The sequence below is a fragment of the Candidatus Rokuibacteriota bacterium genome (genome assembly GCA_016209385.1).
Lineage (GTDB): Bacteria > Methylomirabilota > Methylomirabilia > Rokubacteriales > CSP1-6 > JACQWB01.
In genome coordinates this window covers 1-26,193 of sequence record JACQWB010000243.1, presented here as the reverse complement: position 1 = coordinate 26,193, position 26,193 = coordinate 1, and the positions used below count along the sequence as shown (strand labels likewise).

Annotated in this window: 32 protein-coding genes and 1 pseudogene; 26 read left to right on the top strand and 7 right to left on the bottom strand. The window is 68.6% G+C overall.

Annotated features, from left to right (window positions below; translation table 11 throughout):
• Nucleotides 1-76 precede the first annotated feature (76 nt).
• From HY726_18260 to HY726_18245, 4 genes are all read left to right on the top strand, one after another.
• The gene (locus tag HY726_18260) at nt 77-1,009 is read left to right on the top strand and encodes a methionyl-tRNA formyltransferase (protein ID MBI4610939.1); all 933 of its coding nucleotides are present in this window, start codon (nt 77-79) and stop codon (nt 1,007-1,009) included.
• Nucleotides 1,006-2,352: a 16S rRNA (cytosine(967)-C(5))-methyltransferase RsmB gene (rsmB, locus tag HY726_18255; GenBank protein MBI4610938.1), complete on the top strand. Its 1,347-nt coding sequence runs from the start codon at nt 1,006-1,008 to the stop codon at nt 2,350-2,352. Before HY726_18260 ends, rsmB begins: the two co-directional genes overlap by 4 nt.
• A 325-nt stretch (nt 2,353-2,677) precedes the next feature.
• On the top strand, nt 2,678-2,908 hold the full coding sequence (locus tag HY726_18250; GenBank protein ID MBI4610937.1) for an AbrB/MazE/SpoVT family DNA-binding domain-containing protein: 231 nt from the start codon (nt 2,678-2,680) through the stop codon (nt 2,906-2,908).
• Nucleotides 2,905-3,309 carry a type II toxin-antitoxin system VapC family toxin gene (locus HY726_18245; protein MBI4610936.1) on the top strand — a complete coding sequence of 135 codons (405 nt, stop codon included), beginning with the start codon at nt 2,905-2,907 and terminating at the stop codon, nt 3,307-3,309. Before HY726_18250 ends, HY726_18245 begins: the two co-directional genes overlap by 4 nt.
• 116 nt (nt 3,310-3,425) lie before the next feature.
• Here HY726_18245 and HY726_18240 read toward each other — a convergent pair whose 3' ends face one another.
• The gene (locus HY726_18240; protein MBI4610935.1) at nt 3,426-3,767 is read right to left on the bottom strand and encodes a type II toxin-antitoxin system PemK/MazF family toxin; all 342 of its coding nucleotides are present in this window, start codon (nt 3,765-3,767) and stop codon (nt 3,426-3,428) included.
• Complete coding sequence (locus tag HY726_18235) at nt 3,764-3,997, bottom strand: ribbon-helix-helix protein, CopG family (protein MBI4610934.1); 234 nt, start codon at nt 3,995-3,997, stop codon at nt 3,764-3,766. Before HY726_18235 ends, HY726_18240 begins: the two co-directional genes overlap by 4 nt.
• 386 nt (nt 3,998-4,383) lie before the next feature.
• On the opposite strand from HY726_18235, the gene HY726_18230 reads away from it, so the two are divergent.
• The 22 genes and pseudogenes from HY726_18230 (at nt 4,384) to HY726_18125 (ending at nt 21,663) form a co-directional block, all read left to right on the top strand.
• A complete protein-coding gene (locus HY726_18230; GenBank protein MBI4610933.1) occupies nt 4,384-5,319 on the top strand; it encodes an SDR family NAD(P)-dependent oxidoreductase in 936 nt (311 codons plus the stop codon).
• Nucleotides 5,316-6,461: a thiolase domain-containing protein gene (locus HY726_18225; GenBank protein MBI4610932.1), complete on the top strand. Its 1,146-nt coding sequence runs from the start codon at nt 5,316-5,318 to the stop codon at nt 6,459-6,461. Before HY726_18230 ends, HY726_18225 begins: the two co-directional genes overlap by 4 nt.
• Nucleotides 6,462-6,470: 9 nt before the next feature.
• Nucleotides 6,471-6,881, top strand: coding sequence for a Zn-ribbon domain-containing OB-fold protein (locus HY726_18220; GenBank protein MBI4610931.1), 411 nt, complete (start codon nt 6,471-6,473; stop codon nt 6,879-6,881).
• A 25-nt stretch (nt 6,882-6,906) separates the two neighbouring features.
• Nucleotides 6,907-7,365 carry a MaoC family dehydratase N-terminal domain-containing protein gene (locus tag HY726_18215; protein ID MBI4610930.1) on the top strand — a complete coding sequence of 153 codons (459 nt, stop codon included), beginning with the start codon at nt 6,907-6,909 and terminating at the stop codon, nt 7,363-7,365.
• Between the two features lie 11 nt (nt 7,366-7,376).
• Nucleotides 7,377-7,811, top strand: coding sequence for a dihydroxy-acid dehydratase (locus tag HY726_18210; GenBank protein MBI4610929.1), 435 nt, complete (start codon nt 7,377-7,379; stop codon nt 7,809-7,811).
• A 14-nt stretch (nt 7,812-7,825) separates the two neighbouring features.
• On the top strand, nt 7,826-8,488 hold the full coding sequence (locus HY726_18205) for a ribulose-phosphate 3-epimerase (protein MBI4610928.1): 663 nt from the start codon (nt 7,826-7,828) through the stop codon (nt 8,486-8,488).
• A gap of 59 nt (nt 8,489-8,547) precedes the next feature.
• A complete protein-coding gene (gene ffh / locus HY726_18200; protein ID MBI4610927.1) occupies nt 8,548-9,891 on the top strand; it encodes a signal recognition particle protein in 1,344 nt (447 codons plus the stop codon).
• A 19-nt stretch (nt 9,892-9,910) separates the two neighbouring features.
• Nucleotides 9,911-10,159 carry a 30S ribosomal protein S16 gene (gene rpsP / locus HY726_18195; GenBank protein ID MBI4610926.1) on the top strand — a complete coding sequence of 83 codons (249 nt, stop codon included), beginning with the start codon at nt 9,911-9,913 and terminating at the stop codon, nt 10,157-10,159.
• Between the two features lie 36 nt (nt 10,160-10,195).
• The gene (locus HY726_18190; protein ID MBI4610925.1) at nt 10,196-10,426 is read left to right on the top strand and encodes a KH domain-containing protein; all 231 of its coding nucleotides are present in this window, start codon (nt 10,196-10,198) and stop codon (nt 10,424-10,426) included.
• On the top strand, nt 10,423-10,683 hold the full coding sequence (locus HY726_18185) for a hypothetical protein (protein MBI4610924.1): 261 nt from the start codon (nt 10,423-10,425) through the stop codon (nt 10,681-10,683). Before HY726_18190 ends, HY726_18185 begins: the two co-directional genes overlap by 4 nt.
• Nucleotides 10,680-11,423 carry a tRNA (guanosine(37)-N1)-methyltransferase TrmD gene (gene trmD / locus HY726_18180; protein ID MBI4610923.1) on the top strand — a complete coding sequence of 248 codons (744 nt, stop codon included), beginning with the start codon at nt 10,680-10,682 and terminating at the stop codon, nt 11,421-11,423. Before HY726_18185 ends, trmD begins: the two co-directional genes overlap by 4 nt.
• Before the next feature lie 149 nt (nt 11,424-11,572).
• On the top strand, nt 11,573-11,938 hold the full coding sequence (gene rplS / locus HY726_18175) for a 50S ribosomal protein L19 (GenBank protein ID MBI4610922.1): 366 nt from the start codon (nt 11,573-11,575) through the stop codon (nt 11,936-11,938).
• Nucleotides 11,939-11,947: 9 nt separating this feature from the next.
• The gene (locus tag HY726_18170; GenBank protein MBI4610921.1) at nt 11,948-12,634 is read left to right on the top strand and encodes a ribonuclease HII; all 687 of its coding nucleotides are present in this window, start codon (nt 11,948-11,950) and stop codon (nt 12,632-12,634) included.
• 11 nt (nt 12,635-12,645) lie between these two features.
• A complete protein-coding gene (locus tag HY726_18165; protein ID MBI4610920.1) occupies nt 12,646-13,011 on the top strand; it encodes a YraN family protein in 366 nt (121 codons plus the stop codon).
• Between the two features lie 250 nt (nt 13,012-13,261).
• Nucleotides 13,262-15,562: a xanthine dehydrogenase family protein molybdopterin-binding subunit gene (locus HY726_18160; protein MBI4610919.1), complete on the top strand. Its 2,301-nt coding sequence runs from the start codon at nt 13,262-13,264 to the stop codon at nt 15,560-15,562.
• Nucleotides 15,563-15,623: 61 nt separating this feature from the next.
• Nucleotides 15,624-16,589, top strand: a complete 966-nt coding sequence (locus HY726_18155; GenBank protein ID MBI4610918.1) for a ferritin-like domain-containing protein — start codon at nt 15,624-15,626, stop codon at nt 16,587-16,589.
• Nucleotides 16,590-16,602: 13 nt separating this feature from the next.
• Nucleotides 16,603-17,457 (top strand): annotated as a pseudogene (locus HY726_18150) (CoA transferase subunit A).
• Between the two features lie 19 nt (nt 17,458-17,476).
• Nucleotides 17,477-18,196 carry a hypothetical protein gene (locus HY726_18145; protein ID MBI4610917.1) on the top strand — a complete coding sequence of 240 codons (720 nt, stop codon included), beginning with the start codon at nt 17,477-17,479 and terminating at the stop codon, nt 18,194-18,196.
• A gap of 40 nt (nt 18,197-18,236) precedes the next feature.
• Nucleotides 18,237-19,565, top strand: coding sequence for an amidohydrolase (locus HY726_18140; GenBank protein ID MBI4610916.1), 1,329 nt, complete (start codon nt 18,237-18,239; stop codon nt 19,563-19,565).
• 14 nt (nt 19,566-19,579) lie between these two features.
• Entirely contained in the window at nt 19,580-20,548 is a 969-nt protein-coding gene (locus HY726_18135; GenBank protein ID MBI4610915.1) for an aldo/keto reductase, read from the top strand.
• 474 nt (nt 20,549-21,022) lie between these two features.
• A complete protein-coding gene (locus HY726_18130; GenBank protein MBI4610914.1) occupies nt 21,023-21,295 on the top strand; it encodes a type II toxin-antitoxin system RelE/ParE family toxin in 273 nt (90 codons plus the stop codon).
• 107 nt (nt 21,296-21,402) lie between these two features.
• Entirely contained in the window at nt 21,403-21,663 is a 261-nt protein-coding gene (locus tag HY726_18125; GenBank protein MBI4610913.1) for a hypothetical protein, read from the top strand.
• On the opposite strand, the gene hpt is transcribed toward HY726_18125, so the two are convergent.
• The 5 genes from hpt to carB form a co-directional block, all read right to left on the bottom strand.
• A complete protein-coding gene (hpt, locus tag HY726_18120; protein ID MBI4610912.1) occupies nt 21,664-22,206 on the bottom strand; it encodes a hypoxanthine phosphoribosyltransferase in 543 nt (180 codons plus the stop codon).
• 3 nt (nt 22,207-22,209) lie between these two features.
• A complete protein-coding gene (locus HY726_18115) occupies nt 22,210-22,491 on the bottom strand; it encodes a hypothetical protein (GenBank protein MBI4610911.1) in 282 nt (93 codons plus the stop codon).
• A 56-nt stretch (nt 22,492-22,547) separates the two neighbouring features.
• On the bottom strand, nt 22,548-23,117 hold the full coding sequence (locus HY726_18110) for an orotate phosphoribosyltransferase (GenBank protein MBI4610910.1): 570 nt from the start codon (nt 23,115-23,117) through the stop codon (nt 22,548-22,550).
• Between the two features lie 190 nt (nt 23,118-23,307).
• Nucleotides 23,308-24,030 (bottom strand): orotidine-5'-phosphate decarboxylase, encoded by a 723-nt coding sequence (gene pyrF / locus HY726_18105; protein ID MBI4610909.1) that lies wholly within the window; start codon nt 24,028-24,030, stop codon nt 23,308-23,310.
• On the bottom strand, nt 24,023-26,193 hold a 2,171-nt coding region (carB, locus tag HY726_18100; protein ID MBI4610908.1), incomplete at its 5' end, for a carbamoyl-phosphate synthase large subunit. The genes pyrF and carB, both read right to left, overlap by 8 nt.

Below are 26,193 nucleotides of genomic sequence, written 5' to 3'. Positions count from 1 at the left end.
GATCAAGAAGGAAGGCCTCCCCGACGGAGCTCCTCACCACGCCTTCGCGCTCTGAACCAGGAGCGAACTTCCGGCCGTGAAGGTACTTTTCTACGGAACGCCGGAATTCGCCCTACCGGCGCTCGAGGCCCTGCTCCGGCGCCACGAGGTCGTGGCCGTGGTGACCCAGCCCGACCGGCCGGCGGGGCGTGGTCAGAAGCTGACGCCGTCGCCCGTGAAGCTCGCGGCTGAGCGGGCCCGCATTCCCGTCCTCCAGCCCCAGCGCCTTCGCGATGCGGAGTGGCCCGAGCGGCTTCGCGTCTTCGTCCCGGAGGTGGCGGTGGTGGTCGCCTTCGGCCAGCTCCTTCCAAAGGCGGTCCTCGACGTCCCGAAGCGGGGTTCCATCAACCTTCATGCGTCGCTCCTCCCGCGCTACCGCGGGGCGGCTCCCATCGCCTGGGCCCTGATCCGCGGCGAGACCGAGACCGGGCTCACGACCTTCCTCATGGATGAGGGGATGGACACGGGCCCGATCCTCCTCCAGGAGCGCGTCCCGATCCAGTCCGGGGAAACTGCCGGGGAGATGGCAGGCCGGCTCTCGCGACTTGGCGCTGAGCTGCTCCTCCGCACCCTCGCAGAGCTGGACCGGCTCACACCGGTTCCGCAGCGCCCCGAGGCTGCGACCCTCGCCCCGCGCCTCAAAAAGGAGGACGGCGTGCTGGACTGGCGGGAGCCGGCGGGTACCCTCGTGAACCGGATCCGAGGATGCAACCCCTGGCCCGGCGCGGCGAGCGCGAGCCCCGCGGGGCGGCTTCTCATCTGGCGCGCCTCCGCCCTTGATGAGCCGGCCGCCGGGCCTGCCGGCGCGCTCGTGCGGTCCCGCGGCGGAGCGCTTGCCATCGCAACCGGCGACGGGCTCCTCCTGCCCGGCGAGGTTCAGCCCGAAAACCGTCGCGCGATGGGCTGGGAAGAGTTCCTGCGGGGTGCGCGACTCACGGAAGGCGCGCGTTTGGGAGAGGTCCCCGCGTGAGCCCGGCGAAGCCGCCGGTCTCGCCGGCTCGCGTGGAGGCGCTGAGGATTCTCTGCCGCGTCGAGGAGGATCGCGCCTTCGCCGATCTCGCGCTCGAGGCCGCGCTCGAGCGCGCCAGGCTCCCGGTCCGGGATCGGGCGCTCGCGACCGAGCTGGTCTACGGTACGCTCCGCTGGCAGCGGCGGCTGGACTGGATCCTGGCTCCGCACTCGCGGCGGCGGCTCGAGCGTCTCGATCCCTGGGTCCGAAATCTGCTCCGCCTCACCGCCTACCAGCTCCAATTCCTCTACAAGATTCCCGAGTGGGCCGCCGTCAACGACGCCGTGGAGCTGGCGCGGCGCCGCGGCCACAGCGAGGTCGCCCCGTTCGTCAACGCGGTGCTCCGCTCGCTCACCCGGAGCGGCGGCGCGCTTCCGCCGCTGCCCGATGATCCGGTCGAAGCCGAGGCCGTGCGACTGGCGTTCCCCTCCTGGCTCGCGCAGCGCTGGGCCGGCCGGCTCGGCCTCGACGAGGCGACCAGGCTGATGACGGCGCTCGACGAGCGGCCGACCGTGACCGTGCGCGTCAACCTGCTCAAGTGCTCGCGGGAGGCGCTGGCCCAGCGGCTTGCCAGGGAAGAGGAGGTCACGGCTTCACCGACGGCGCTCGCTTCCGACGGCCTCACCCTGGAAGATCCCGGGCCCGCGTTCAAGTTCAACGCCTTCAAGGAGGGATGGTTCACGGTCCAGGACGAGGCCTCGATGCTGATCGCTCACCTCCTGGCGCCACGTGCCGGGGAAACGGTCGCCGATGTCTGCGCAGCCCCCGGGACCAAGACCACCCACCTGGCACAGCTCATGGGGGACCGGGGGCGCGTGATCGCCATGGACCGGCATGCGGCCCGGCTCAGGCTCGTGGCTCGGGCCGCGTCGCGCCTCGGGATCGGCAGCGTCGAAGCCCACGCCGGCAGCGTAGAGGCGCTCGCGCCCAAATTCAGGGAGCTCTGCGATCGGGTGCTGGTCGACGCCCCGTGCTCGAACCTCGGCGTCATCCGTCGCCACCCGGACGTGAAGTGGCGGGCCGCGGAGGTCGATCTCGGTGGCCTCGCCGCGCATCAGCGTCGGATCCTCGAGGCCGCGGCCACGCTGGTCCGGCCGGGTGGAACCCTGGTCTACGCGACGTGTTCTCTCGAGCCCGAGGAGAACGAGGGGGTCGTTCTCCCCTTCCTGGAGGCGCACGGCGAGTGGCGCCTCGACCCGCCGCCCGACTTTCGTCCGGAGCCCGAGCTGTCGGGGGTGGTCCGCTGCCTCCCCCACCGCCACGGCACCGACGGCTTCACGGCCTTCCGCCTCCGCCGGTTCTGAGAGATAACTCGAACCGGTTCCGGCCCACTATCCGTGGAGAAGGGCCCGAGTCGGCTCAGGAAGATCGACGGGTGGCGGAGGCTCCCGGCAGTTGTCCGCGCGCACATTCGGTCCGCGGCGTGATGGCGAGCCAGGCCGGCTCAGTACAGTTGACGCCTCGCAAGCCTCTAGCAGGGTTGACCTATCTCAGAAGGCTTTCGAGCAATCAGGCTCAATTTGAGGTCCACGGGGTCCTCTTAACATTTTGTTAATACATCATCGCTGTTGACTTACTTTCTTTTTTATGTTACCCCTTACCTGGATCATCCACCCATGGGAGGGTTTTATGGATAAGTCGGTCGTTACGGTGAAAGGCCAGGTAGTCATCCCCTCCAAGCTGCGGCGGAAGTTTGGCATCAAGAAAGGAACGCAGGTCTACTTTTACGAGCGGGATGGCGAAATAGTGATCAGACCCGTTACAGACGAATATCTCCGGAGTCTGGCTGGAATAACCGGGACGAAGGGCAAGCTGTTGAAAGCCCTGCTGGAAGAGAAGGCGAAGGAGCGAGAGCTGTGAGAGCTGCCCTCAGGGTTCTGGACACCTATAGCCTCATAGCCTACTTCGAAGGCGAGGCAGGCAAAGACAAGATGATTGAGATTTTTCGCGCAGCCAGAGACTCGGGACGCCTTCTTCTCCTCTCCGTCGTGAACTGGGGAGAGGTTTTTTACATCACCTTGAGAGAAGCGGGGCGCGAACGGGCGGATCACGTAGCACGTCTGATCTCCACCCTGCCAATTCAGATCATTTCCGCCGATTTGGATCTGACGAAGCAGGCGGCTGAGTTGAAGGCAACCAGAAAGATGTCCTACGCCGACTGCTTCGCCGCGGCCTTAGCCAAAGTACGCAAAGCCGAGTTGGTGACGGGGGATAAAGAATTCAGGCAGGTGGGAAAAGATGTAAAAATCCTATGGCTATGAATGTTGGGAGACTATCCTCTGGAGAATCGAATCTCGGAGCGGAGACAAGGGATACATTCGGTGCGCGCGCCTCCCCCACCGCCACGGCACCATCTCCGCCGCCAGGCGCCTACTCCTCATACATCCAGGCTGACTCGGATAGCCTCATCGACCTGTCGCATGGTCGACTCGCTGAGGGTTACAAGGCGTTTCTGGAGTCGAGCCTTATCGACCGTCAGAATCTGGGCCAAATTGACCATGGACCTCTGTCTCAGCCCGCCTTCGCCAGAAGGCATAACCACGGTAACAGGGAATTCCTTAATCGTCGTCGTGACCGCCGCAACAATCGTCGTGCCGGCGTAGATGTTTCCGGTATCGTTTTGGATCACGAGTGCCGGTCTGACACCTTTTTGCTCGCTCCCGCGCCCGGGATTAAAGTTGACGAGCCACACCTCGCCTCTGCGTGGAGTCCCCTTCATTTGAGGATCTCTCTGAACGCAGCAATACCACGCTCGGCTGCTTCCCGATCCTCCTCTGCCATGGCTCGATATCCTTCCGCCAACTTCTCCTGGAGCTCTTTCCGCCTCCACAGGCGCAATGCTTCCTGGACAACCTGGCTCCGAGGTCTCTTGCTCTGCCGGCTTATTTTGTCCAAAGTCTGCACGAGATCCCCATCAAGACTGAGGGTCACCTTTACTTTCGGCGCCATGTGTTCCTCCAATCGACCTTACGAATGGTATGAAGAAATGTACCACTTTTGGCATGGCCAAGCAAACGGCGAAAGAAAAGGCCCGGGCCTCGCAGAGCTCCGGGCCTTTCGAATCTTGGCTCTTGAGGAAATCGGGTGGGTTGAGACGCCTCCCGAGCTATGCTCCGATCCATCCCAACGGAGGAGGGTCGGAGCGATGCGCGACGTCGAGCTCTACCAAAGGCCCGCCTCGGTCGGGCCGCCCCGGCCGAGCCCACGCGCTCGGCTGCCAGGCCTACTGATCAGTCTATCGCCAACGAGGCCGGGTCGGGAGCGAGCGCCTCGCGGGAGGTTTCCACAGTGGCGGTCGTGCTAAAATGTCGCGGCGAAACGGCTGAGGGGAACCCATGAGGCTCCTGGACGGCAAAGTGGGAGTGGTGACGGGCGCGGGCAGCGGGATCGGCCGGGCCGTGGCCGTCGGGCTGGCGCGCGGCGGCGCCGCGGTGGTGGTGAACGACTACGGCGTGACCGTGGACGGGCGCGAGCCGTCGAGCGCGGCGGCTCAGGCGGTCGCGAAGGAGATCGAGGCCCTCGGCGGGCGCGCCGTCGCCAACGCCGAGAGCGTGGCGACGATGGCCGGAGGCCAGGCCATTGTGGACGCGGCGCTCAGCCACTTCGGCGACCTCCACATCCTCGTCTGCTGCGCCGGGATCCTCCGCGAGCGGATGATCTTCAACATGAGCGAGGAGGAGTGGGATGCCGTGATCGCGGTCCACCTGAAGGGCCACTTCACGGTCATGCGCGCCGCGACGCGCCACATGCGCGAGAAGCGCTACGGGCGCATCATCACCTTCACCTCCACGGCCGGGCTCGAGGGCAGTCCGGGGCAGCCGAACTACTCGGCGGCGAAGGAGGGGATCGTCGGGCTCACGCGCTCCACGGCCCTGGCCATGGCCAAGTACGGCGTGACGGTGAACTGCGTTGCGCCGTCGGCCCAGACGCGGATGACCGAGCGCCTCCCCGCCGAGCGCCAGCGGGAGGAAGCCGCGCCGCCCGAGGCCGTCGCTCCCGTCGTCGTGTTCCTCGCGAGCGATCGCGCCGCCCACGTCACCGGTCAGGTCCTCCACGTGCGGGGCAATCGCGTGAGCCTCTTGTCCCACCCTGCCCCGATCCGCGCGGTCACGCGCGTAGAGGGGTGGACGCCCGAGGCGCTGGCGGACATCTACGACCAGGCCCTCGGCCAGGACCGGCTGCGGCGCTTCGACGAGCTCGGGATCCCCTGGCCGCCGAGCGCCGGCGGGAGCGGAAAGGAAGCGGCCGGCCGGGAGGGCTCGCCGGCATGACGCCGTCTGCGCTGATCGCCGGGGTGTACGAGTTTCCCGAGCGGAAGACCTCGAAGAGCGCGCTCGAGATCCAGGCGCTCTCGGCGCGCGCCGCACTCGCTGACGCCGGGCTCACGCTTCGGGACGTGGACGGCTACTTCACCGCGGCGGGCTCGGGCGGCACGGGGCCGCTCCCGATCCTCGACTACCTGAACCTGAACCCGCGCTACCTGGACGGCACGACGATCGGCGGGGCATCCTTCGTGGCGCACGTGAACCACGCGTCCGCCGCGATCGCCCGCGGGCGCTGCCGGGTCGCGCTGATCACGTACGGCAGCACGGCGCGCTCCCAGGGGATCGCCGTCGGGACCCGGGAGCGGATCGCCGGCGACTACGTGGACCAGTTCGAGGGGATCTACGGCACCTCCACCGTCGGCCTCTACGCGCTGGTCGCCCGGCGGCACATGCACGAGTACGGGACGACCGGCGCCCAGCTCGCCGAGATCGCCGTCGCCTGCCGCCGCCACGCCGGCCTGAACCCGGTCGCGCTCTACCGGGACCCGATCACCGTGGAGGATGTCCTCGCCTCACCGATGATCTCAGCCCCGCTCCACCTCCTCGACTGCTGCGTCATCACCGACGGCGGCGGCGCCGTGGTGGTCGTCCACCCCGACCTGGGCCGCGACCTCCGCAAGCCTTCCGTGCGGGTCCTCGGGAGCGCCGAGGCGGTGGCCCACACGGCCGCGGGTCGGCGCGATTACCTGGTCTCGGCGGCCGCCCAGACGGGGCCGCGCGCGCTTGGGGAGGCCGGTCTGACCCACGCCGATATCGACATGGCGATGATCTACGACTCGTTCACGATCACCGTCCTCATGACGCTCGAGGATCTTGGGTTCTGCAAGAAGGGAGAAGGCGGGCGCTTCGTCGAGAACGGACGGCTCCAGCTCGGCGGCGAGCTCCCGATCAACACCGACGGCGGCGGGCTTTCGAGCAACCACCCTGGCATGCGCGGGATCTTCCTGGTCATCGAGGCGGTGCGGCAGCTCCGCGGCGAGTGCGGGGAGCGCCAGGTGAGGGAGTGCGGGCTCGCCCTCGCGCACGGGACGGGCGGCGCCCTCGGCACGCGCCATTCCGGGGTTACGCTGGTCCTCGGGCGCGCGTAGGGGGTGACCGTGGCGGGGTACACGAAGTCGCTTCCTGACATCACAACGGAATCGCGCCCGTTCTGGGAGGGCTGCTCTCGCCACCAGTTCCTCGTCCAGCGCTGCCGCGCCTGCGGGGCCCGCCAGCACTACCCGCGCGGCGTCTGCGGGAGCTGCTGGAACGATGATCTGGAATGGCAACCGGGCTCCGGCCGGGGCACCGTCTATACGTTCACGGTCACCCACCGGACCCAAGCGCGCGGGTTCAAGGACGAGGTCCCGTACGTGCTGGCGTGGGTGGAGCTGGAGGAAGGCGTGCAGGTGCTGACCAACATCGTCGGCTGCGACCCCTCGCGCGTCGCGATCGGCATGCCCGTCCAGGTCACCTTCGAGGAAGCCGTGCCGGGCCTCAGCATCCCGCGCTTCAAGCCGGCCGGTTGAGTCCGGGGAACACGGAGAGTCTTTCATGCCTGTGGACCGGAGTTACATCGGCAGGACCGGCGAGCCCGTGCGGATGCACGTCGAGCGGGGCAAGGTTCGCGAGTTCGCCAGGGCGATCAAGGACGACGACCCGCTCTACTTCGACGAAGAGCACGCGCGGCGGGAGGCGGGCGGGATCATGCCGCCGCTCACGTTCCTCCAGACCGTGGCCCTCTGGGACGACGGCCGGGGCCGCCCGCGGCCGCCGATGGATCTCAAGCGGGCGCTCCACGGCGAGCAGGAGTTCGAGTTCCTGAAACCGATCTTCGTCGGCGATGTCCTGACAGCGGTCACCCGGATCGCCGACATCTACGAGAAGACCGGGAAGCGCGGCGGGACGATGACCTTCGTCGTGACCGAGACCGAGTTCACCAACCAGCGGGGCGAGGTGGTGGCGCGGGCGCGACAGGTCGGCATCGAGACGGGCCAGGTGGTCAGGGACTGAGGGAGGGCGGCATGCCGGCGATCAAGCGCTACTGGGAACAGGTGGAGGAGGGAGAGGCCCTCCCGGAGGTGCGGGTCGAGGGGCTCACGCGGACCGACTTCGTGCGCTACGCCGGGGCCTCGGGCGACTTCAACCCGATCCACCACGACCAGACCTTTGCAGAGGCCTCGGGCAACCCGACGGTGTTCGCGATGGGGATGCTCAACGCGGGGATCCTGAGCCGGGTCGTCACGAAGTTCGTCGGCCGCCCCAATGTCCGCCGCTTCAACGTCCGCTTCGCGACGCGCGCCTGGCCGGGTGACCACGTGATCTGTAGCGGCCGCGTGACGCGCAAGTTCGAGGAGGCGGGCGAGAAGCGGATCGAGGGGGAGTTGCTCGCGGTCAACCAGAAGGGCGAGACGCTCATCAGCGGGAGCTTCGTCGCGGCGCTCCCGCCCCGGCCATAGCCCCCTCGCGCGCGATGGTCAGGATTGCGCCCTCGATCCTGTCCGCGGACTTCGCCGCCCTCGCGGACGACATCGCCCGCGTCGAGGCGGCCGGAGCCGACCTCCTCCACGTGGACGTCATGGACGGCCACTTCGTCCCGAACCTGACGATCGGCCCGCCGGTGGTGGAGGCGATCCGCAAGCGCACCCGGCTTCCCCTGGACGTCCACCTCATGATCGAGGCCCCCGAGCGCTACCTCCCGACCTTCGCGGCGGCCGGGGCCGACTACTTGACGGTGCATGTGGAAGCGTGCCCGCACCTCCACAGGACCCTGGCTCAGATCAAGGACCTGGGCGCGAAGGCCGGGGCCGCCCTGAATCCATCCACGCCGCTCTCGGCCCTCGAGTACGTTCTTGACGACCTGAACCTCGTCCTGGTCATGTCGGTCAACCCCGGCTTCGGGGGTCAGACGTTCATCCCCGCCGCGTACCGCAAGGTGGAGGCGGTCAGGGCCCTTCTCGGTAGCCGGCCGGTCGAGATTTCGGTGGATGGCGGCGTGACCGTGGAGCACGCCGGTCCCCTCGTCGCCCACGGCGCCTCGGTGCTCGTCGCCGGCTCGGCGATCTTCGGAGCTCCCGACCCGGGCGAGGCGCTGCGGCGGCTGCGCCGCGCCGCGGAAGCGGCGACGCGCGCTTGACCTTTTTGGATCGGTCCCGTAAACTTGAGGTTTCCTGGTAATACACAGCGGACAAAACCATGTTCGACGGGTTGAGCGCTCGGCTTCAGGCCATCTTCGACAAGCTCCGCGGCTACGGCCGGCTGACCGAGGAGAACATCGGCGAGGCCCTCCGCGAGGTGCGGGTGGCCCTCCTCGAGGCCGACGTCAACTTCAAGGTCGTCAAGTCGTTCGTCGAGCGGGTCCGCGCCAAGGCTCTCGGCCAGGAGATCCTGAAAGCCGTCGCCCCCGGGCAGCAGGTCGTCAAGATCGTCTACGACGAGCTGGTCACCCTCCTCGGGGAGCACAGCCACCGCCTCGCCATGGCGCCCCACGCGCCGACGGTGATCATGCTCACGGGCCTCCAGGGATCGGGGAAGACGACGACGGCGGCGAAGCTGGCGCGCCACTTCCAGCGCCAGGGGCTCCACCCGATGCTGGCGGCAGCGGATGTCCACCGGCCGGCGGCGATCGCGCAGCTCCGGGCCCTCGGGGCGCAGCTCGGAATCCCCGTCAGCGGGGCCGCGGGGCAGACCGCGCTCGGGATCGCCCGGGGGGCGCGAGGGGAGGCGGCGGAGCGGGGGCTCTCGCCCCTGATCCTGGACACGGCCGGCCGACTCCACATCGACGAGCCGATGCTGGAGGAGCTTCGCCAGCTCAAGCGCGAGCTCCAGCCCCATCAGGTCGTGCTGGTGGTCGACGCCATGACCGGGCAGGACGCGGTGACCATGGCCGAGCGGTTTCACAGCGGCGTCGGGATCGACGCGCTGATCATGACCAAGCTGGACGGCGACGCGCGTGGGGGCGCTGCGCTCTCGATCCGGGCGGTGACGGGGCTCCCGGTCGCCTTCGTCGGGGTTGGCGAGAAGCTGGACGCCCTGGAAGCCTTCCACCCGGACCGCATGGCCTCCCGGATCCTCGGGATGGGCGACGTCGTCTCCCTCGTGGAGAAGGCCCAGGCCAGCGTGGACGCCACGAAAGCCGAAGAGCTGGCGAAGAAGATCAGGGAGGAGAGCTTCACCCTCGAGGACTTCGCCGAGCAGCTCCGTCAGCTCCGCTCCATGGGGCCTCTGGGAGAGCTCATGGAGATGGTCCCCTTCTTTAAGGGCGCCAAGGCGCTCCCGGCAGACCTCCGGGGCGAGGAGAACGAGCTCCGGAGGTACGAAGCGATCATCGGCTCGATGACCCCCGCCGAGCGGGCGGCGCCCCAGATCATCAGCGGCAGCCGCCGGACCCGGATCGCGCGGGGGAGCGGCACCACGGTGCAGGACGTGAACCGGTTGCTCAAACAGTACGCCCAGCTCAAGAAGCTCGTGAAAGGGCTCAAGCAGATGGAGGGGCGCGCCGGCAAGCTCAGGGGCGCGCTGCCGTTTCTCTCACGCTGAGCGAGAAAGGAGTGGAGGAGTGGCGGTTCGCATTCGCCTGAGACGGACCGGGACGACGAAGAAACCCGCCTACCGGGTCGTGGTGGCAGACTCGCGGGCTCCGCGGGACGGCCGGTTCATCGAGATCATCGGCTCCTACAACCCCCTGACCGACCCGCCGCGGGTCGACATCAACAAGGAGAAGGCCGCCGCGTGGCTCAGAAAGGGCGCGCTCCCCTCGAACACGGTCCGCCTGCTCTTGGCCCGGGTAGGAGTGACGAAGAACTGACGCGAGCGCACGCCCTGAGCAGTGGGGGTGGTCGGCATGAAGGAGCTGGTGGAGTTCATCGCCAAAGCTCTTGTGGACGAGCCGGATAAGGTGCAGGTGACGGAGATCGAGGGGGAGCGGGTCACGGTGATCGAGCTGCGGGTGGCCCCGGGCGACATTGGGAAGGTCATCGGCAAGCAGGGGCGGACGGCCCGGTCCATCCGGACCCTGCTGAACGCGGCCGCCACGAAGCTGAGGAAGCGCGCGGTCCTCGAGATCCTCGAGTGAGCGATCGGGCCGTCCCCGAACCCCGGTCGATCCGGTTCAACATCGCCGACCTCGAGGGTTGCCGCGTGGTGACCGAAGAGGGAGGTGAGGTGGGAACGTTCCTCCGCGCCGATCCGGGGCCGGCCCAGGACCTTTGGGTGGTGGGAGCCGGGGGACGCGAGCACCTGATCCCTGCGGTGGCCGACATCGTCGTGCGGGTCGACCCGGCGAGCCGCACCATCGTCATCCGCCCGCCCGAAGGACTGCTCGACCTGTGAAGATCGACGTCGTGACGCTCTTCCCCGGCATGCTGGCCGGCCCGCTCGAGGAGTCGATCCTCGGCAGGGCCCGGGCGCGGGGGCTGGTCGAGATCCGCGTGGTGAACCTGCGCGACTACGCCGCCGGCCGGCACCGCGTGACGGATGACTACGCCTTCGGCGGGGGCGGCGGCATGGTGCTGAAGCCCGAGCCCCTCTTCGCCTGCGTTGAGGCGCTGCGCGGGTCCGGATCGCGAGTCATCCTGCTCGACCCTCAGGGCCGGCGCTTCACGCAGGCCGTGGCGCGGCAGCTCGCCCAGGAGTCGCACCTGATCCTCGTGTGCGGTCGCTACGAGGGCGTTGACGAGCGGGTGAGGGCGCACCTGGTGGACGATGAGATCTCGATCGGCGACTACGTCCTCACCGGCGGCGAGCTCCCCGCGCTGGTGGTCGCCGACGCCGTGGTCCGCCTCCTGCCCGGCGTCCTGGGGAACGAGGCCGCGCCGGATCAAGACTCGTTCACGGGGGGCCGCCTCGAGCATCCGCAGTACACGCGCTCGGAGGAGTTCCGCGGCCTGCGGGTTCCCGACATCCTCCTCTCGGGGGATCACCCGCGGATCGCCCGCTGGCGACGGGTGATGGCGCTCTGGCGCACGTTCCAGCGGCGGCCCGATCTCCTGGAGACCGCAGACCTGACCCCTGAGGAGGAGAAGCTGCTCGAAGCCTTCAAGCAGGGTGCGCGCCCTGAGGATCACGTGTAGGATGGCGTAGGATGTTACCCGAGCCGAGACCGATCCCAAGCGCATGCTGAAGAATCCGGTTCGAGCGCGGGCTTGGCCCGCGCAATAAGGGGGGAGGTTCGGAAGGGGGGCGGAGCCCCCCTCCGAGGATGTCTAAGGAGCCAGCCGTCATGAGCGCGATTCGTGTCGTCGAAGCGAGCCAGCTCAAGAAGGACCGGGGGAACTTCGCCCCCGGCGACACCGTCAAGGTGAACGTGAAGGTCGTCGAGGGGGAGAAGGAGCGCACCCAGGCGTTCGAGGGCGTCGTGATCCGGAAGCGCGGCGAGGGCACCAGCGCGTCGTTCACGGTGCGGCGGGTCTCGTACGGCGTGGGGGTCGAGCGGACATTCCCGCTCCACTCGCCCCGCATCGAGAAGGTCCAGGTGGTCCGGCGGAGCCAGGTGCGTCGCTCCAAGCTCTACTACCTCCGCGAGCTTGCGGGCAAGGCCGCCCGCCTGAAGGAGCGGCGGACCCAGGTCGCCACGCCCGGCGAGTAACCTCGAGGGATGGGGCGCCACGCCGTCGGCGCACCCGGGCGACCCACGCGTTCGCGTGGGTACCCCGCCCGCCGGGAGGCCGGCTACCGCTTCGAGCGCGAAGCCTGGCGCGGCGGTCTCCGCCATGTCGCGGGAGTGGACGAGGCGGGGCGCGGTCCCCTCGCCGGACCCGTGGTGGCCGGGGCGGTGATCCTCGATCCGGCGCGTCCGATCCGGGGCCTCCAGGATTCGAAGCTCCTCACCCCATCGCAACGCGCGGGGCTCTTTCCCCAGATCCTCGATTTCTCCCTCGCGGTGGGGATCGGCAGCGTCGATCCGGCGACCATCGACAGGATCAATATCCTGGAGGCCACCCGGCGGGCGATGCTGGAGGCGATCACCAACCTCGCTGTGGCGCCCGATCTCGTCCTGATCGACGCTGTGCGGCTCGTCGCGCTCCCGTGCGCGCAGAAGAGCGTGATCAAGGGCGACCGCCGGTCGGCCTCGATCGCCGCCGCCTCCATCGTGGCCAAGGTCACCCGCGACCGCCTGATGATCGACTACGACCGCGAGTTCCCGGACTACGGCTTCGCCCGCCACAAGGGCTACGCGACGGCGGCGCACCAGGCGGCGCTCGCCCAATACGGGCCCTGCGCTCTGCATCGGCGCTCGTTCCACGGCGTCTCGCTTCAGGGCGAGCTCTTCCCCGGGTCATGAGGACTGCGTCCGTGGACTGGCGGCGTGTGGTGGGCCGGCGGGGCGAGGCCGAGGCCGCCCGCTTCCTCAAGCAGCGGGGCTTCGTCATTCTCGAACAGAACGTGCGCTCGCGCCTGGGGGAGATCGACCTGGTGGCCCGTGACAGGGGCACGGTCGTGTTCGTCGAGGTGAAGGCGCGGCGGGCCGGTCAGGGCGATCCCCCGGAGGCTGCGGTCACGCCGCGCAAGCAGGGACGGCTCGGGCGCCTCGCCCAGGGCTACCTGAAGGCGAAAGGGCTCGGAGAGGCGCGCTGCCGCTTCGATGTGGTCGCGGTCACGCTCGACCGGGACGCGAGCGTCGCCGCGATCCGCCACATCCCGGGCGCGTTCACGCTCTGACGACGCGTCGCGCCGGAGAATCGGCCCGCGCCGGTATGCTGGGAGCGTGTCGGGAGACTACCGTTCGAGCGCGGGCTTTGCCCGCGCAACCGACTCGGGCCTCGCCTCGTGGCTCTCCTCGCCTGCGGCTCGTCGGCAGCCCCTCGGCTCGAACTGCCATTCGTGGGGGAGGCCTCGGGGGGGGCCGTCGAGGCCCCCTCCGATTTTTATGCTAGGATACCGCGCGTGATGCACGAGGGAGAGACCGACCATGGCTGACTCCGTTGATTCCCGGTACATCGGCCGCCCGATGAAGCGGGTGGAGGACCGCCGGCTCGTGACGGGCGCGGGGCGCTTCGTGGACGACTTCCGGCTTCCCGGCCTCGTCCACGTGGCCTTCCTCCGCTGCCCCTACGCCCATGCGCGGGTGCGGCGGCTCGACGTGGAGGCGGCGCGCAAGGCGCCCGGGGTGGTGGCCGTCGTCACCGGCGGCGAGGTCCGCGACCTGGGCCCGATGCCGGTGAACCGGATCTTCCGCGACATGAAGGTGCCGCCCCATCCGATCCTCGCCGAGGGCGTCGTCCACGCCCTGGGCGTGCCGGTCGCCGCGGTGGCCGCCGAGAGCCCGTACCTGGCGCGCGATGCCGCTGATCTGATCGAGGTCGACTACGAGCCGCTTCAGCCGGTCGTGGACCCGGAAGCGGCCGTAGCGCCCGGTGCCCCGGTGCTCTTTCCCGAGCTCGGGACCAACCGGTCCTTCGCCCACGTCTGGCGCCATGGAGATCCCGAAGCCGCGTTCGCGTCGGCGGATCGCGTCGTGAAGCTGCGTGTCGTCCAGAACCGGATCGCGAGCGTGGCGATGGAACCCCGGGGGATCCTCGCCTCCTTCGACCCCGTCACCGAGGAACTGACGATCTGGACCTCCACCCAGGCCCCGTTCAGAATGCGCGCCGAGATCGCGGCGATTCTCGGTCTTTCCGAAGGCAAAGTCCGCGCGATCGCTCCCGAGGTGGGCGGCGGCTTCGGCGTCAAGACGGCCCCTTACCGCGAGGATGTGCTGGTCGCCTACCTGGCGGTGCGCCTCTCCCGGCCGGTCAAGTGGGTCGCCACGCGGACCGAGGATCTCCTGACCACCAACCACAGCCGCGGCGGCATCGGCGAGGGCGAGCTGGCCGTGACGAAGGACGGCAAGATCGCTGGGCTCAGGGGAAGAGTCGTCTATCCGCTCGGCACGTCGCTCGTCAACAGCGCCGCCGTCCCTCCCTTCAACCACGCGCGGCTGCTCCCCGGGGCGTATGTGATCCCGGCGTGCGAGATTCAGGCGACGGCCGCGTTCACGACGACGGCACCGATCGGCGCCTACCGGGGCGCGGGCCGGCCCGAGGCGGCGTTTCTGATCGAGCGCCTCGTGGACCAGGCGGCCCGGGCGCTCGGGATGGACCCGGTGGAGTTTCGTCGGAAGAACTTCATCCCGCCGGACCGATTCCCATTCAAGACCGCCACAGGCCAGGTCTACGACTCGGGAGACTACGAGCGCGCGATGGACCGGGCTCTCGAGCTCGCGAAGCACCCCGAGCTCAGGCGCCAGCAGGCCGAGGCCCGCGCCCGCGGTGAGCTCGTGGGGATCGGCCTCTCCACCTACGTCGAGCCGTGCGGCCTCGGCTGGGAGAGCGGGAGCATCCACGTCGAGCGGACCGGCGCCGTCACCGCGGTCACGGGCTCGAGCCCCCACGGCCAGGGGCACGAGACCACCTTCGCCCAGGTGGTCGCTGACTTCCTGGGCGTCACGCCAGATGACGTGGTGGTCCGCCACGGCGATACGCAGGCGACGCCTCAGGGCTTCGGGACCTTCGGGAGCCGGAGCGTCTCGCTCGGCGGGGGCGCGCTCGCCAAGGCCGCGATCGAGGTGAGGGAGAAGGGAAGGCGGATCGCCGCCAACCTGCTCGAAGCAGCGCTCGACGACGTGGTGCCGGCCCCGGGCGGCTTCCAGGTGGTCGGGGTGCCCGCCCGCCGGGTGAGCTGGAAGCGAGTCGCCGATGCCGCCTACAAGGGCCAGGCCCTGGCGCCGGGCGACAGTCCCGGCCTCGACGCGACGGTCTTCTTCCAGGCCGAGGGGGAGGTGTGGAGCTTCGGCACCGTCGTCGCTGTCGTGCGGGTGGAGCGCGGAACCGGGAAGATCACGCTCGACAAGCTCGTCTGGGTGGACGATGCCGGAACGATCGTCAACCCGCTCCTTACCGAAGGGCAGATCCACGGGGCCTTCGCCCAGGGCTTCGGCCAGGCCTTCCTCGAGCACGTGATCTACGACGCCGACGGCCAGCTCCTGACCGGGACGCTGATGGAGTACGCGGTCCCCCATGCGGGCGACGTGCCGGAGCCCGTCCTCGACAAGACCGTGACGCCGTCGCCGTGGAACCCGCTGGGCGCCAAGGGGGTGGGGGAAGGCGGCTGTATCGCCGTGCCGCCCGCCATCGTCAACGCGGTCGTGGACGCCCTCGCTCCCTACGGGATCACCCACGTCGACATGCCCCTCACCCCGGAGAAGGTCTGGAGAGTGATCCGACGCGCTTGACGGCTTCCGGGGGACGCCCTAGAATGGCCCGGACTGAACGAATGTTCACCCGAGGGCAGCGATGACAACCGCCCAGACGGCTGCGGCCCGCCGCATCTCCTACCAGCTCGACACACTCTGGGACTTCGACTACGAGCCCACCCACGCGGAGCTCGAGTCGCTCTACGAGACCGCCAAGAAGAACCAGTGGAACGGCTCCACCGCCATCGACTGGAGCCGGCCGATCGGCCGGGAGGGGCCGGTTCTGAACGTGGGGATGGCGTTCCAGGGGACCAACTTCTTCTCCCGTCTCACGGAGGAGGAGCAGAAGGAGGTGGAGATCAAGGTTTCGTCCTGGCGCCTCTCCCAGTTTCTCCACGGCGAGCAGGGGGCGCTTCTCGTGGCGAGCCAGCTCGTGAACCCGGTCCCCGAGCTGGACTGCAAGCTCTACGCCTCGACCCAGGTGGTGGACGAGGGCCGGCACGTGGAGGTCTTCGAGCGGTACGTGAAAAAGCTCCACAAGATCTACCCGGTGGACCCGCTGCTCAAGGGGCTCATCGACGAGATCCTGGCCTCGGAGCTCTGGGAGCTGAAGCTCCTCGGGATGCAGATGCTCATCGAGGGGCTCGCCATCGCCGCCTTCAACGTCATGCGGCGGCAGACCGGCGATCCCACGCTGGCGGCCCTCCTTGACTATGTGCTCCAGGACGAGGGGCGCCACGTGAGCTTCGGCTACTTCGCCCTTAAGCGCTCGATCCCCCTCATGGAGCCGACCAGGCGCGACTACCTGGAAGACTTTGCCCTCAAGGCGTGCGATGCCATGTACGGCCGGGACGAGCACACCGGCTTCCGCTCCATCCGGAACGTCTGGAACGAGATGGGCTGGGACGGCGAGGCGATCTGGCTGGACACGATCAGGCACTCGCAGACGCTGAAGGTGTTCAACCGGTTCCTCTTCACCGAGGTCCTGATCCCGCGCCTCCAGCGGCTGGGGCTCATGTCCCCCCGCGTCGAGCCGCGCTATCGGGAAATCGGGCTCCTCGAGTGAGGCGGCCGGCGCGGTGGCCCGGTCCAAGCTGATCCCGCTCGCCGCCGCCGCGCGCCTCATCGCCGACGGCGCCTCGATCACCCTCGGTGGCACGCTCCTCCACCGGACGCCGGCGGCCTTCGTGCGCGAGCTGGCGCGCCAGGGGCGGCGCGATCTCGAGCTGGTCAAACCCTCCCCGGCCTACGACCTCGACCTCCTCTGCGCGGCGGGGTGTCTGTCGCGCTCCAACGCCGGCATCGTGACCTTCGAGGCCAACTTCGGCATGGCGAAGAGCTTCCGCCGCGCCGTCGAGACCGGGCAGGTCCACCACACGGAGAACAGCTGACCCGTCATCTACGCGGGGATGCGGGCCGCATCCAACGGCATCCCCTTCGAGCCCATCGCCGGTCTCACCGGGAGCGACATCCCGGCGGCGGCGGGCTTTCGCACCGTCAAGGATCCCTACACGGGCGTCGAGCTGTACGCCATTCCCGCCATCAGGCCCGACTGGGCGGTCATCCACGTCCAGGAGGCCGACGCCCTCGGCAACGCGCGGATCTACGGCTCACCGTACTGGGACCTGGTGATGTCGCGCGCCGCGGCGCGCGTGATCCTGACGGCCGAGCGCATCGTGGCGACCGAGGAGCTGACGAAGCTTCCCGAGCTGACGCGGATCCCTCACTTCCTGGTGGAGGCGGTCGTGCACGCGCCTGAGGGTGCGCGCCCGACGAGCTGCCATCCCTACTACGGGATCGACGCGGACGGGGTCCACGCGTATCTGGCGGCTGCCGACCGCCCGGAGACGCTTCGGGCCTACCTGGACAGCACCGACCTCGCCCACCGCTCTGTCGAGTCACCCTCTCCCCCCGACGGGGCGAGGGTAGGGTGAGGGGGTGACGCGCTTCCCGATGGAGTTCGGTCCTCCCGAGATGATGGGCGTGGCGATGGCCAGGCTCCTGCGGGACGGCGAGCTGGTCTTCAACGGCGTCGGGTCCATCCTGCCGATGCTCGCGATCGAGGTGGCCCGCCGCCTCTACGCGCCGAACCTCGTCTACCTCAACATCGGCGGCGGGATCGACGCGCGCCCGGAGACACTCCCGTTTTCCTCGACCGACCCGTCACTCCTCGCGGGCAGTGCCGGCATCGTGGACCAGGTGGAGTTCTACCAGCTCGTGATGCGGGGCGGGGTGGACGTGATGTTCATGGGCGCCGTCCAGATCGACCCGGCGGGGCGCACCAACTCGAGCGTGATCGGCGACCTGAGCCGACCGACGGTACGGCTCCCGGGAGGGGGCGGCGCGGCGGTGGTCCTGCCGACGGCCCGGCGCGTGATCCTCTGGCGCACCAAGCACGACCGCCGTACCTTCGTCGAGAAGCTCGACTTCGTCACCGCCACGGGCAACGTGGACCGCGTCGTGACCCCGCTCTGCGTGCTCCGGCGCGTGGAGGGCCGCCTGGGGGTGGAGAGCCTCCACCCCGGTGTCGCCGCCAGGGACGTGACGGAGAACACCGGCTTCCCCCTCGCGATCCCCCGTGATTGCCCCGAGACGCCGCCGCCGACGCCCGACGAGCTGGCCGTGATCGGCGAGTTCGACCCCAGGAACTACCGCGCCCTCGACTTCAGGTGAGCCGTTCCGAACGACGCCTTCGCGCTCAGAGGGCCAGCTCGTGACCAAGGACGAGCTGAAGCGCCGCCTCCACGAGGCGATCGACCGGCGGGCTGATCACATCGTCGCGATCGGTGAGCGGGTCCGGCGCCACCCCGAGCTCGGTTTCAAGGAGGTCAGGACCGCCGCGCTCGTGGCGGAGACGTTCCAGGGGCTCGGGCTGGCGCCGAGGACCAGCCTGGCCCTCACCGGAGTCCGCGCTGAGCTTCAGGGTCTCGCCGGCGCCGGCCCGACGTTCGCGCTGCTCGGCGAGCTCGACGCTCTCAGGGTTGCCGGGCACCCCGACGCCGATCCGGACACCGGAGCCGTTCACGCGTGCGGCCACAATGCCCAGATCGCGGGGCTGCTCGGTGCTGCGATGGCGCTCGTTGACGCGAAGGCGATGGAGCACCTGGCGGGGCGGGTCGCGTTTTTCGCGGTGCCGGCTGAGGAGGGCGGCGACTTCGAGTGGCGCCTCGCCCAGGCGCGCGCCGGGAAGATCGAGTTCCTGGGCGGCAAGTCCGAGCTGCTGCGTCTCGGCCAGTTCGACGACGTGGATCTCGCGATGATGATCCACACGACGCCCCGGGAGGAGGATGGCAAGGCCAGCCTCCCGTCGTCGAACAACGGGCGCCTCAGCAAGGTGGTCCGCTACGTCGGGCGCGCGGCTCACGCGGGCAGCGCGCCGTGGCGCGGCGTGAACGCCCTCTACGCGGCGCAGATCGGCCTGGCCGCGATCAACGCCCTCCGCGAGACCTTCCGCGACGAGGACACGATCCGGGTCCATCCGATCCTCACCCACGGCGGCTCCCAGGTGAACGTGATTCCTGGCGAGGTTCGGATCGAAACCTATGTCCGCGGCAGGACGCTGGAGGCGATGCTCGATGCGAACGCGAAGGTGGACCGGGCCCTCCGCGCCGGCGCGCTCGCGCTGGGCGCCAGGGTGGAGATCGAGACCCTACCCGGCTACCTGCCGCTCCACTGCGATCCGACGCTGGCCCGCTACTTCGAGGCCAACGCCGTCGCCCTCCTCGGCGAGGGGCACTACCGCGAGGTCGCCCACCGCACGGGCTCGACCGACATGGGCGATCTGAGCCACGTCATGCCGGTGCTCCATCCCTACATGGGGGGTGCCCGCGGCACCGGCCACGGGCCGGACTACGCGATCGTCGACAAGCCGCTCGCCTATGTCGCGCCGGCCAAGGCCCTCGCCTCGATGGTCGTGGACCTGCTCTGGGACGGCGCCGCCGGCGCCCGCGAGGTTGTCGCGAACGCGAAGCCACGCCTCACGCGGGAGGGATACCTCGCGCTTCAGCGGGGCCTCGCCCGGCGCGAGGTCTACGAAGGGTAAGCGCCCGCCCGGGCATGCGCTATCGGAAGCTCGGCAGAACCGGGTTCGAGGTCTCCGAGGTGGGCTTCGGCGCCTGGGGGATCGGGGGACGATACTGGGGCGGGGCTGACGACGCCCTCTCGCTCAGGGCGTTACGGCGCGCCTTTGACCTCGGTGTCAACTTCGTGGATACAGCGCTGGCATACGGCGACGGCCACAGCGAGAGACTGGTGGGGCGGGCGATCAGGGAGTTCGGAGGCCCAATCCGAGTCGCCACCAAGATCCCGCCGAAGGCTGGCGGCTGGCCGCCGGCGCCGGGAACACCGGTCCGCGTGGCCTTTCCCGCTGACTATATCGTCAGCTCGACGGAGCAGAGCCTGAAGAACCTCGGACTCGACTGCCTCGAGCTCCAGCAGCTCCACACCTGGCGCGACGAGTGGCTCGTCGAAGGGGAGTGGCAGGAAGCGGTCAGCCGGCTGAAGGCGCAGAGGAAGGTCCGGGCCTTCGGGCTGTCGGTGATCGATCACCGCCCCGACACTGCACTCCGCGCCGTCGCCTCCGGGCTGATCGACACGGTTCAGGTCATCTTCAACATCTTCGACCAGTCACCGCGCGACGAGCTGCTTCCGTTGTGCCGGGCTCACGGTGTCGGCCTGATCGCGCGCGTCCCGTTCGACGAGGGGAGCCTCACGGGGGCGCTCAGACCCGATACGCGGTTTCCATCCGGGGATTTCCGCAGCCGGTATTTCCGGGGCGAGCGGCTCGGCGAGACCTGCCGGCGCGTCGTACAGCTCGCCTTCCTCGTCCGCGACGAGATCAAAAGCCTCGCTCAGGCGTCGCTCAAGTTCTGCCTGAGCCATGCCGAGGTCTCCACCGTGATCCCCGGGATGCGCAGGCCCGAGCACGTCGACGAGAACTGCGCCGCGTCCGATGGCATCCCGCTGAGGCCCGAGGAGCTCGCCGCCCTCAGGGCCCACGCCTGGCCCCGCAACTTCTACGAGTAGCGGTCTGGCTCGGACGGTAACTTCGCGATCCCGCCTTATGCGACTCGATCTCAGTCCGTCGTCGCACCCCTAATCGTGGTAAATTCAAGGGTGATGGGACGTGCCCGATCACGGATTCGCATCTGGTGGGAAAACCCACCGAGCGCCGCGCTCACGATCGAGCGTGAGCTGCCAAGTGGGCGAACCACCGAGCGTGTGCTCGGACCGCGCGGGCTTCTAGATCTCGACGAAGCGGCTGCAGTGCTCGGACGATCGCCGGAGCAAGTTGCCCGTGCGATCCGCTCCGGGTTTCTCCGTGCTACCAGCCGGCAGATTAGTGGTGCACGCGCCGGCCGGCGGCTCTATGTGACGGTTCAAGCCTGCGTGGACTTTCTGTGCGAAGAACGTGCCGACGTCGCAGCGGCTCGTCGGACGGAGAAGGAGCCAGCGATTCCTTGGGAGATCGTCCGGCAACGGCTATAACGCGGTGAGACGGTGGCCTACACCGTCGTCGTCCGCGACAGCGCAGGGCGTCGGCTCCAGCGTATTCCAGAACCTATTCGCTCCAACATCCGCCGTCGTATCGACCGGCTTGCTGACAACCCGCGTCCTCCGGGCGCTCAGCCCTTGAAGGGCGTGCAAGGTCTTTGGCGCCTCCGAGTCGGAGATTGGCGGGTTGTCTACGTAATTGACGACGAGCGGGGCGTGGTCGACATCCGGCTCATCGGACCGCGGGGCGAGGTTTACCGCGTAATTTGGACGCAGTGATCCTCGCTGTAATAAGTGTTGTAGTAGGTGGCCTAATTACTTGGTTGGTCACGCACGCCTACTATCGTCGCTCTACAGTCCAACCTCCTGCATGGGCCCGCCGTTTCATGGAGATGATCAAGGAGAAACTCCTGCACAGTGAGCCCAAAAGCGTGCAACGCGGATCGATAGAAGCCCCGAAGGGGGGAAAATCGGTTATAGCCGTCATTAATCCTGTCAATCCAATTCGTTCGGTCTTGGACTTCTCACCCACAGGCAACATTCGCGGCAGACTCTTGAACGAGACTACGATCGAGTTTGAGATAGACGAGATAGACGAGCATGCCAAGAAACCGTTGAAGATTTGGTTCCGGGTAGTAGAGCGGTAGCTAGCGTGACATGTGGTCCAGCACTGCCGGCTTCAGCACGCCGATGACGGGCAGGTTGCGGTACCGCTGCGCGTGGTCGAGGCCGTAGCCCACGACGAACTTGTCGGGAATCTCGCGCCCGACGTAGTCCACGTGGAGGTCGATGATGCGCTGGGCGCGCTTGTTGATGAAGGCGCAGACCTTGAGCGAGGCCGGGTTGCGCGTTCGAAAGTTCCGGAGCAGGTAGGAGAGGGTCAGGCCCGTGTCGATGATCCCCTCGACCACGACGACGTCCCGCCCCTCGATCGAATCGTCCAGGTCCTTCCGGATGCGCACGACGCCCGACGATGTCGGGCCATAGGACGAGATGGAGATGAAGTCCACCGTCACCGGGACAGTCAGCGTGCGCAGGAGGTCGGCCAAGAAGACCACCGAGCCCTTGAGAACCGCGATCAAGTGCAGCGTCCGGTCGGCATAGTCCTTGGAGATTTCCCGCCCCAGACGCTGGACCTCGGCCTGGATCGCCTCCTCGGACAGCAGGATCGCTTCCAGGTCCTCGTACACGCGCTACCGTCCGGTGGTGTCGCTGGACGCCGCGCGCCAGCCGAACTTCCGTGCCAGCGCGAGACAGTCCTTGCGTGAGAGGAGGCGGATCCGCACATCGGGGTGGAGGGCCTGGAGCTTCCTGATCTTCCGATGCTTCGCCGTCATCAGGCGCTGCTCCTTCGTCGTCAGCTCGATGAAGAGGTCGTGCTCGGGGAGATAGAAGTCAGGGGTGAAGGCCTCGGTGACCCGCCCCATGTCGTCCCACTCGAGCGGGAAGGTCGTGGGCTCGTACTCCCAGGCCACGCCGTAAAAAGTGAGGAGCCGGGCGAACTCGCGCTCGCTCGAGTGGGCGAAGGCCGTTACGTCCGGCTGCCGGGCTTGATCGCGGGGGTTCCGCTTTTGCAGAGGGGGCAGTCCTCCGGCTTGTACGTCGGGATGGTCAGCGTCGCGAGAGCCGCCTTCTTCACGGGGAACGTCGTCGTGCCCCCGCTCCTGTCGATGAGCGAGCCCACCCCGATGAGGAGGCCGCCGGCCGCTTCGACGACAGCGATGACCTCACGCGTCGAGCCCCCGGTGGTGATGACGTCCTCCACGACCAGGCAGCGCTCGCCGGGTCGGATCTCGAAGCCCCGGCGGAGGCGCATCGCGACGCCCTCGCGCTCCGTGAACAGCGCGCGCGCTCCCAGGGCGCGCGCCACCTCGTGGGCGACCAGGATTCCCCCGAGGGCGGGACCGACGACGAGTTCGACGCGGTCGCCGGCGAAGGGCCTGGCCAGCTCGCGGCAGAGCGCCTGAGCGTGTCCGGGGTGTTCGAGTACCTTCGCGGATTGGAGGTACACGTCCGAGTGGGATCCCGAGGTCAGGAGGAAATGGCCTCTGAGGAGCCCGCCGGTTTGCTCGTAGAGGGCGAGGACCTCTTCCTCCGTCATATCTCGGAGGGGGGCGCACCCTCGCCGACCCCCCGCGCTCTCGCGCGGGTGTGGCGCGGGTACACGCCCCTTCCGAACCTCCCCCCTGTAGTTCGAGCGTGGCGGGTTCGGCCATGCCGTGAGGCAGGCCACCCGCCGCGCGAGGCCCGAGCTGATTGCGCGGGCGAAGCCCGCGCTCGACTCGACTGTCTCATGCGCGTGCCATCTCCTCCAGGATGGTGAGGGCGGCTCTGGCTGGGTCAGGGGCGCCGGTGATCGGGCGCCCGACGACCAGGTAGTGGGCGCCGGCCTTGAGCGCCGCCTCGGGGGTGGCGACGCGGGCCTGGTCGCCGGCCTCGCTCCCCGCCGGCCTCACGCCGGGGGCGACGAGGACCCAGTCCTGCCCGAGCGCGCGCCTGAGAGCCCGGATCTCCTGGGGGGCCGCAACGCTGCCATCGGCGCCCGCGGTCTTCGCGAGCTGAGCCAGGTGGAGGACATGGCCCTCCACCGAGAGGGGGACGTTCAGTTCGCGCTGGAGCGTGGCCCGGTCGAGACTGGTGAGAACGGTGACAGCCAGGCAGAGGGGCTTCGCGACGTTGAACTCGCGGGCGGCCGTCTCCGCGGCCCTGGCCGCCGCGGCGAGCATCGCTGAGCCGCCCGACGCGTGAAGGGTCAGCATGGCGACGCCGAGCCGGGTTGCTTCTTTGACGGCGCCGGTCACCGTGTTGGGGATGTCGTGGTACTTGAGGTCGAGGAAGACCCTCCCGCCGCGCTTCTGGATCAATTCCACGGCGGCCGGGCCCGCGGCGGTGAAGAGCTGGGCCCCGACCTTGAAGAAGGAGGTGACGCCCTGGAGCCGGTCGAGGAGGCGTTCGGCCTGGGCCAGGCTCTCGACGTCGAGGGCGACGATGAGCCGGTTCCTGAGGTCATCCACCCGCGTGGTACTCCTGGAGGGACTGGACGGCCAGCTCGCCCTTGAGGAGGGCCTCGATCCCTGCGACGGCAGCCTGGGCGCCGTCCACGGTCGTGTAGTAGGGGATGCTCTGCATGACCGCGGTCCGCCGGATGAGGTACGAATCCTTGCGCGCCCGGCCGTCCTCGGGCGTGTTGAACAGGAGCGCGATCTCGCCGCGCTTCATCAGGTCCACGATGTTGGGGCGCCAGCCGTCGGCGACCTTGTGGATCACGTCCACGGTCATCCCGTGCCGCGCCAGCACCTTGGCCGTTCCCTGAGTGGCGACGAGCGAGAAGCCCATCTCGGCGAGGCGCTTGGCGAGCGGCACGGCCGCGCGCTTGTCCCGGTTCTTCACCGAGACGAAGACCTTCCCCGCCGTGGGGAGCGGCGAGCCGGCGGCGAGCTGGGACTTGACGTAGGCCTTTCTGAAATCCCGGTCGATCCCCATGACCTCGCCGGTCGACTTCATCTCGGGTCCCAGGACGACGTCAACGCCGGGAAACTTGACGAACGGGAAGACAGACTCCTTGACGGCGATGTGGGCGACCTCGCGCTCCTCGCCGAAGCCGAGGGCCGCGAGCCGCCGCCCCAGCATGACCTTGGTCGCGAGCTTCGCCAGCGGCGCGCCGATGGCCTTCGAGACGAAGGGGATGGTCCGGGAGGCGCGCGGGTTCACCTCCAGGACGTAAATGGTCTCGTTCTTCACCGCGAACTGGACGTTGATCAGCCCGACGACGGCCAGCTCTTCGGCCAGCGCCCGGGCCTGGGCCTTGAGGCGCTCGATCTGGTCGTCGCCCAGGGTGTAGGGCGGGAGCGCGCACGCCGAGTCGCCGGAGTGGATCCCGGCCTTCTCGATGTGCTCCATGATCCCGCCGATCACGACGCGCTCGCCGTCGGCGATCGCGTCCACGTCCACCTCGAGAGAATCCTCCAGGAACTTGTCCACCAGGATCGGGTGCTCGGGGGAGACCCGGACAGCCTCTGACATGTAGCGGGAGAGATCCGTCTCGTCCCAGACGATCTCCATCGCCCGTCCTCCCAGGACGTAGGACGGGCGCACGAGGACGGGATAGCCGATGGCTGCGGCGACCCGTGACGCCTCGTCGAAGGAGTGGGCGATCCCGCACGGCGCCTGGGCGAGGCCGAAGCGGGTCAGGAGCGCGCTGAAGCGCTCCCGATCTTCGGCCCGGTCGATGGCGTCGGGTGAGGTGCCGAGGATGGGGACGCCGGCCCGCTGGAGCGGGACGGCGAGCTTCAGCGGCGTCTGGCCTCCGAACTGGACGATGAGGCCGAGGGGCTGTTCCTTCTCGACGATATTGAGCACATCTTCCAGGGTCAGAGGCTCGAAGTAGAGGCGGTCCGAGGTGTCGTAGTCGGTGGAGACCGTCTCCGGGTTGCAGTTGACCATGATGGCCTCCACCCCGAGCTCCCTGAGCGCGAAGGCCGCGTGGACGCAGCAGTAGTCAAACTCGATCCCCTGGCCGATGCGGTTGGGGCCCGACCCCAGGATCACCACCTTGGGACGGTCCGTCCGCGGCGCCTCGTCCTCCTCCTCGTAGGTGGAGTAGAGGTACGGCGTGTAGGCGACGAACTCGGCGGCACAGGTGTCCACCATCTTGAAGGTTGCCCTGATGCCGTGCGCGAGTCTGAGCTGCCTCACCTCGAGCTCGGTGCGTCCCGTGAGCTCCGCGATCCGACGGTCGGAAAATCCCATCTGCTTCGCCCTGCGCAGCACCAGGGGATCGCGGAGCGCGACCTCCCGGATCACGGGCTCGAACTCGACGATCTCGCGGATCTGCTCGAGGAACCAGGGGTCGATCCGGGTGAGACCGTAAATCGCCTCGGTCGTGAACCCCTTGCGGTAGGCCTCGGCGATGTAGAAGACCCGGTCGGCGTTGGGAACCCGGAGCCGGGTCCGGATCTCCTCCGGGTCGGAGGCGGGGCCCTCGAGGGCGAGCCCCCAGCGGTCCTGCTCGAGGGAGCGGATCGCCTTCTGGAGGGCCTCCTTGAAGGTCCGGCCGATGGCCATCACCTCGCCCACCGACTTCATCTGGGTCGTCAGCGTCTGGTCGGCCTCGGGGAACTTCTCGAAGGCCCAGCGGGGGAACTTGACCACGCAGTAGTCGATCGTCGGCTCGAAGG

What these genes read in the sequence shown, in the direction of transcription:
- HY726_18125 (MBI4610913.1), top strand. Translation starts at nt 21,403, where the DNA reads ATGGAGATGATCAAGGAGAAACTCCTGCACAGTGAGCCCAAAAGCGTG.
- HY726_18155 (MBI4610918.1), top strand. Translation starts at nt 15,624, where the DNA reads ATGACAACCGCCCAGACGGCTGCGGCCCGCCGCATCTCCTACCAGCTC.
- HY726_18240 (MBI4610935.1), bottom strand. Translation starts at nt 3,767, where the DNA reads ATGAAGGGGACTCCACGCAGAGGCGAGGTGTGGCTCGTCAACTTTAAT.
- HY726_18230 (MBI4610933.1), top strand. Translation starts at nt 4,384, where the DNA reads ATGAGGCTCCTGGACGGCAAAGTGGGAGTGGTGACGGGCGCGGGCAGC.
- HY726_18190 (MBI4610925.1), top strand. Translation starts at nt 10,196, where the DNA reads ATGAAGGAGCTGGTGGAGTTCATCGCCAAAGCTCTTGTGGACGAGCCG.
- HY726_18110 (MBI4610910.1), bottom strand. Translation starts at nt 23,117, where the DNA reads ATGACGGAGGAAGAGGTCCTCGCCCTCTACGAGCAAACCGGCGGGCTC.
- HY726_18160 (MBI4610919.1), top strand. Translation starts at nt 13,262, where the DNA reads ATGGCTGACTCCGTTGATTCCCGGTACATCGGCCGCCCGATGAAGCGG.
- HY726_18205 (MBI4610928.1), top strand. Translation starts at nt 7,826, where the DNA reads ATGGTCAGGATTGCGCCCTCGATCCTGTCCGCGGACTTCGCCGCCCTC.
- HY726_18170 (MBI4610921.1), top strand. Translation starts at nt 11,948, where the DNA reads ATGGGGCGCCACGCCGTCGGCGCACCCGGGCGACCCACGCGTTCGCGT.
- HY726_18145 (MBI4610917.1), top strand. Translation starts at nt 17,477, where the DNA reads ATGGAGTTCGGTCCTCCCGAGATGATGGGCGTGGCGATGGCCAGGCTC.
- HY726_18235 (MBI4610934.1), bottom strand. Translation starts at nt 3,997, where the DNA reads ATGGCGCCGAAAGTAAAGGTGACCCTCAGTCTTGATGGGGATCTCGTG.
- rplS (MBI4610922.1), top strand. Translation starts at nt 11,573, where the DNA reads ATGAGCGCGATTCGTGTCGTCGAAGCGAGCCAGCTCAAGAAGGACCGG.
- HY726_18225 (MBI4610932.1), top strand. Translation starts at nt 5,316, where the DNA reads ATGACGCCGTCTGCGCTGATCGCCGGGGTGTACGAGTTTCCCGAGCGG.
- HY726_18215 (MBI4610930.1), top strand. Translation starts at nt 6,907, where the DNA reads ATGCCTGTGGACCGGAGTTACATCGGCAGGACCGGCGAGCCCGTGCGG.
- HY726_18250 (MBI4610937.1), top strand. Translation starts at nt 2,678, where the DNA reads ATGGATAAGTCGGTCGTTACGGTGAAAGGCCAGGTAGTCATCCCCTCC.
- ffh (MBI4610927.1), top strand. Translation starts at nt 8,548, where the DNA reads ATGTTCGACGGGTTGAGCGCTCGGCTTCAGGCCATCTTCGACAAGCTC.
- HY726_18135 (MBI4610915.1), top strand. Translation starts at nt 19,580, where the DNA reads ATGCGCTATCGGAAGCTCGGCAGAACCGGGTTCGAGGTCTCCGAGGTG.
- HY726_18210 (MBI4610929.1), top strand. Translation starts at nt 7,377, where the DNA reads ATGCCGGCGATCAAGCGCTACTGGGAACAGGTGGAGGAGGGAGAGGCC.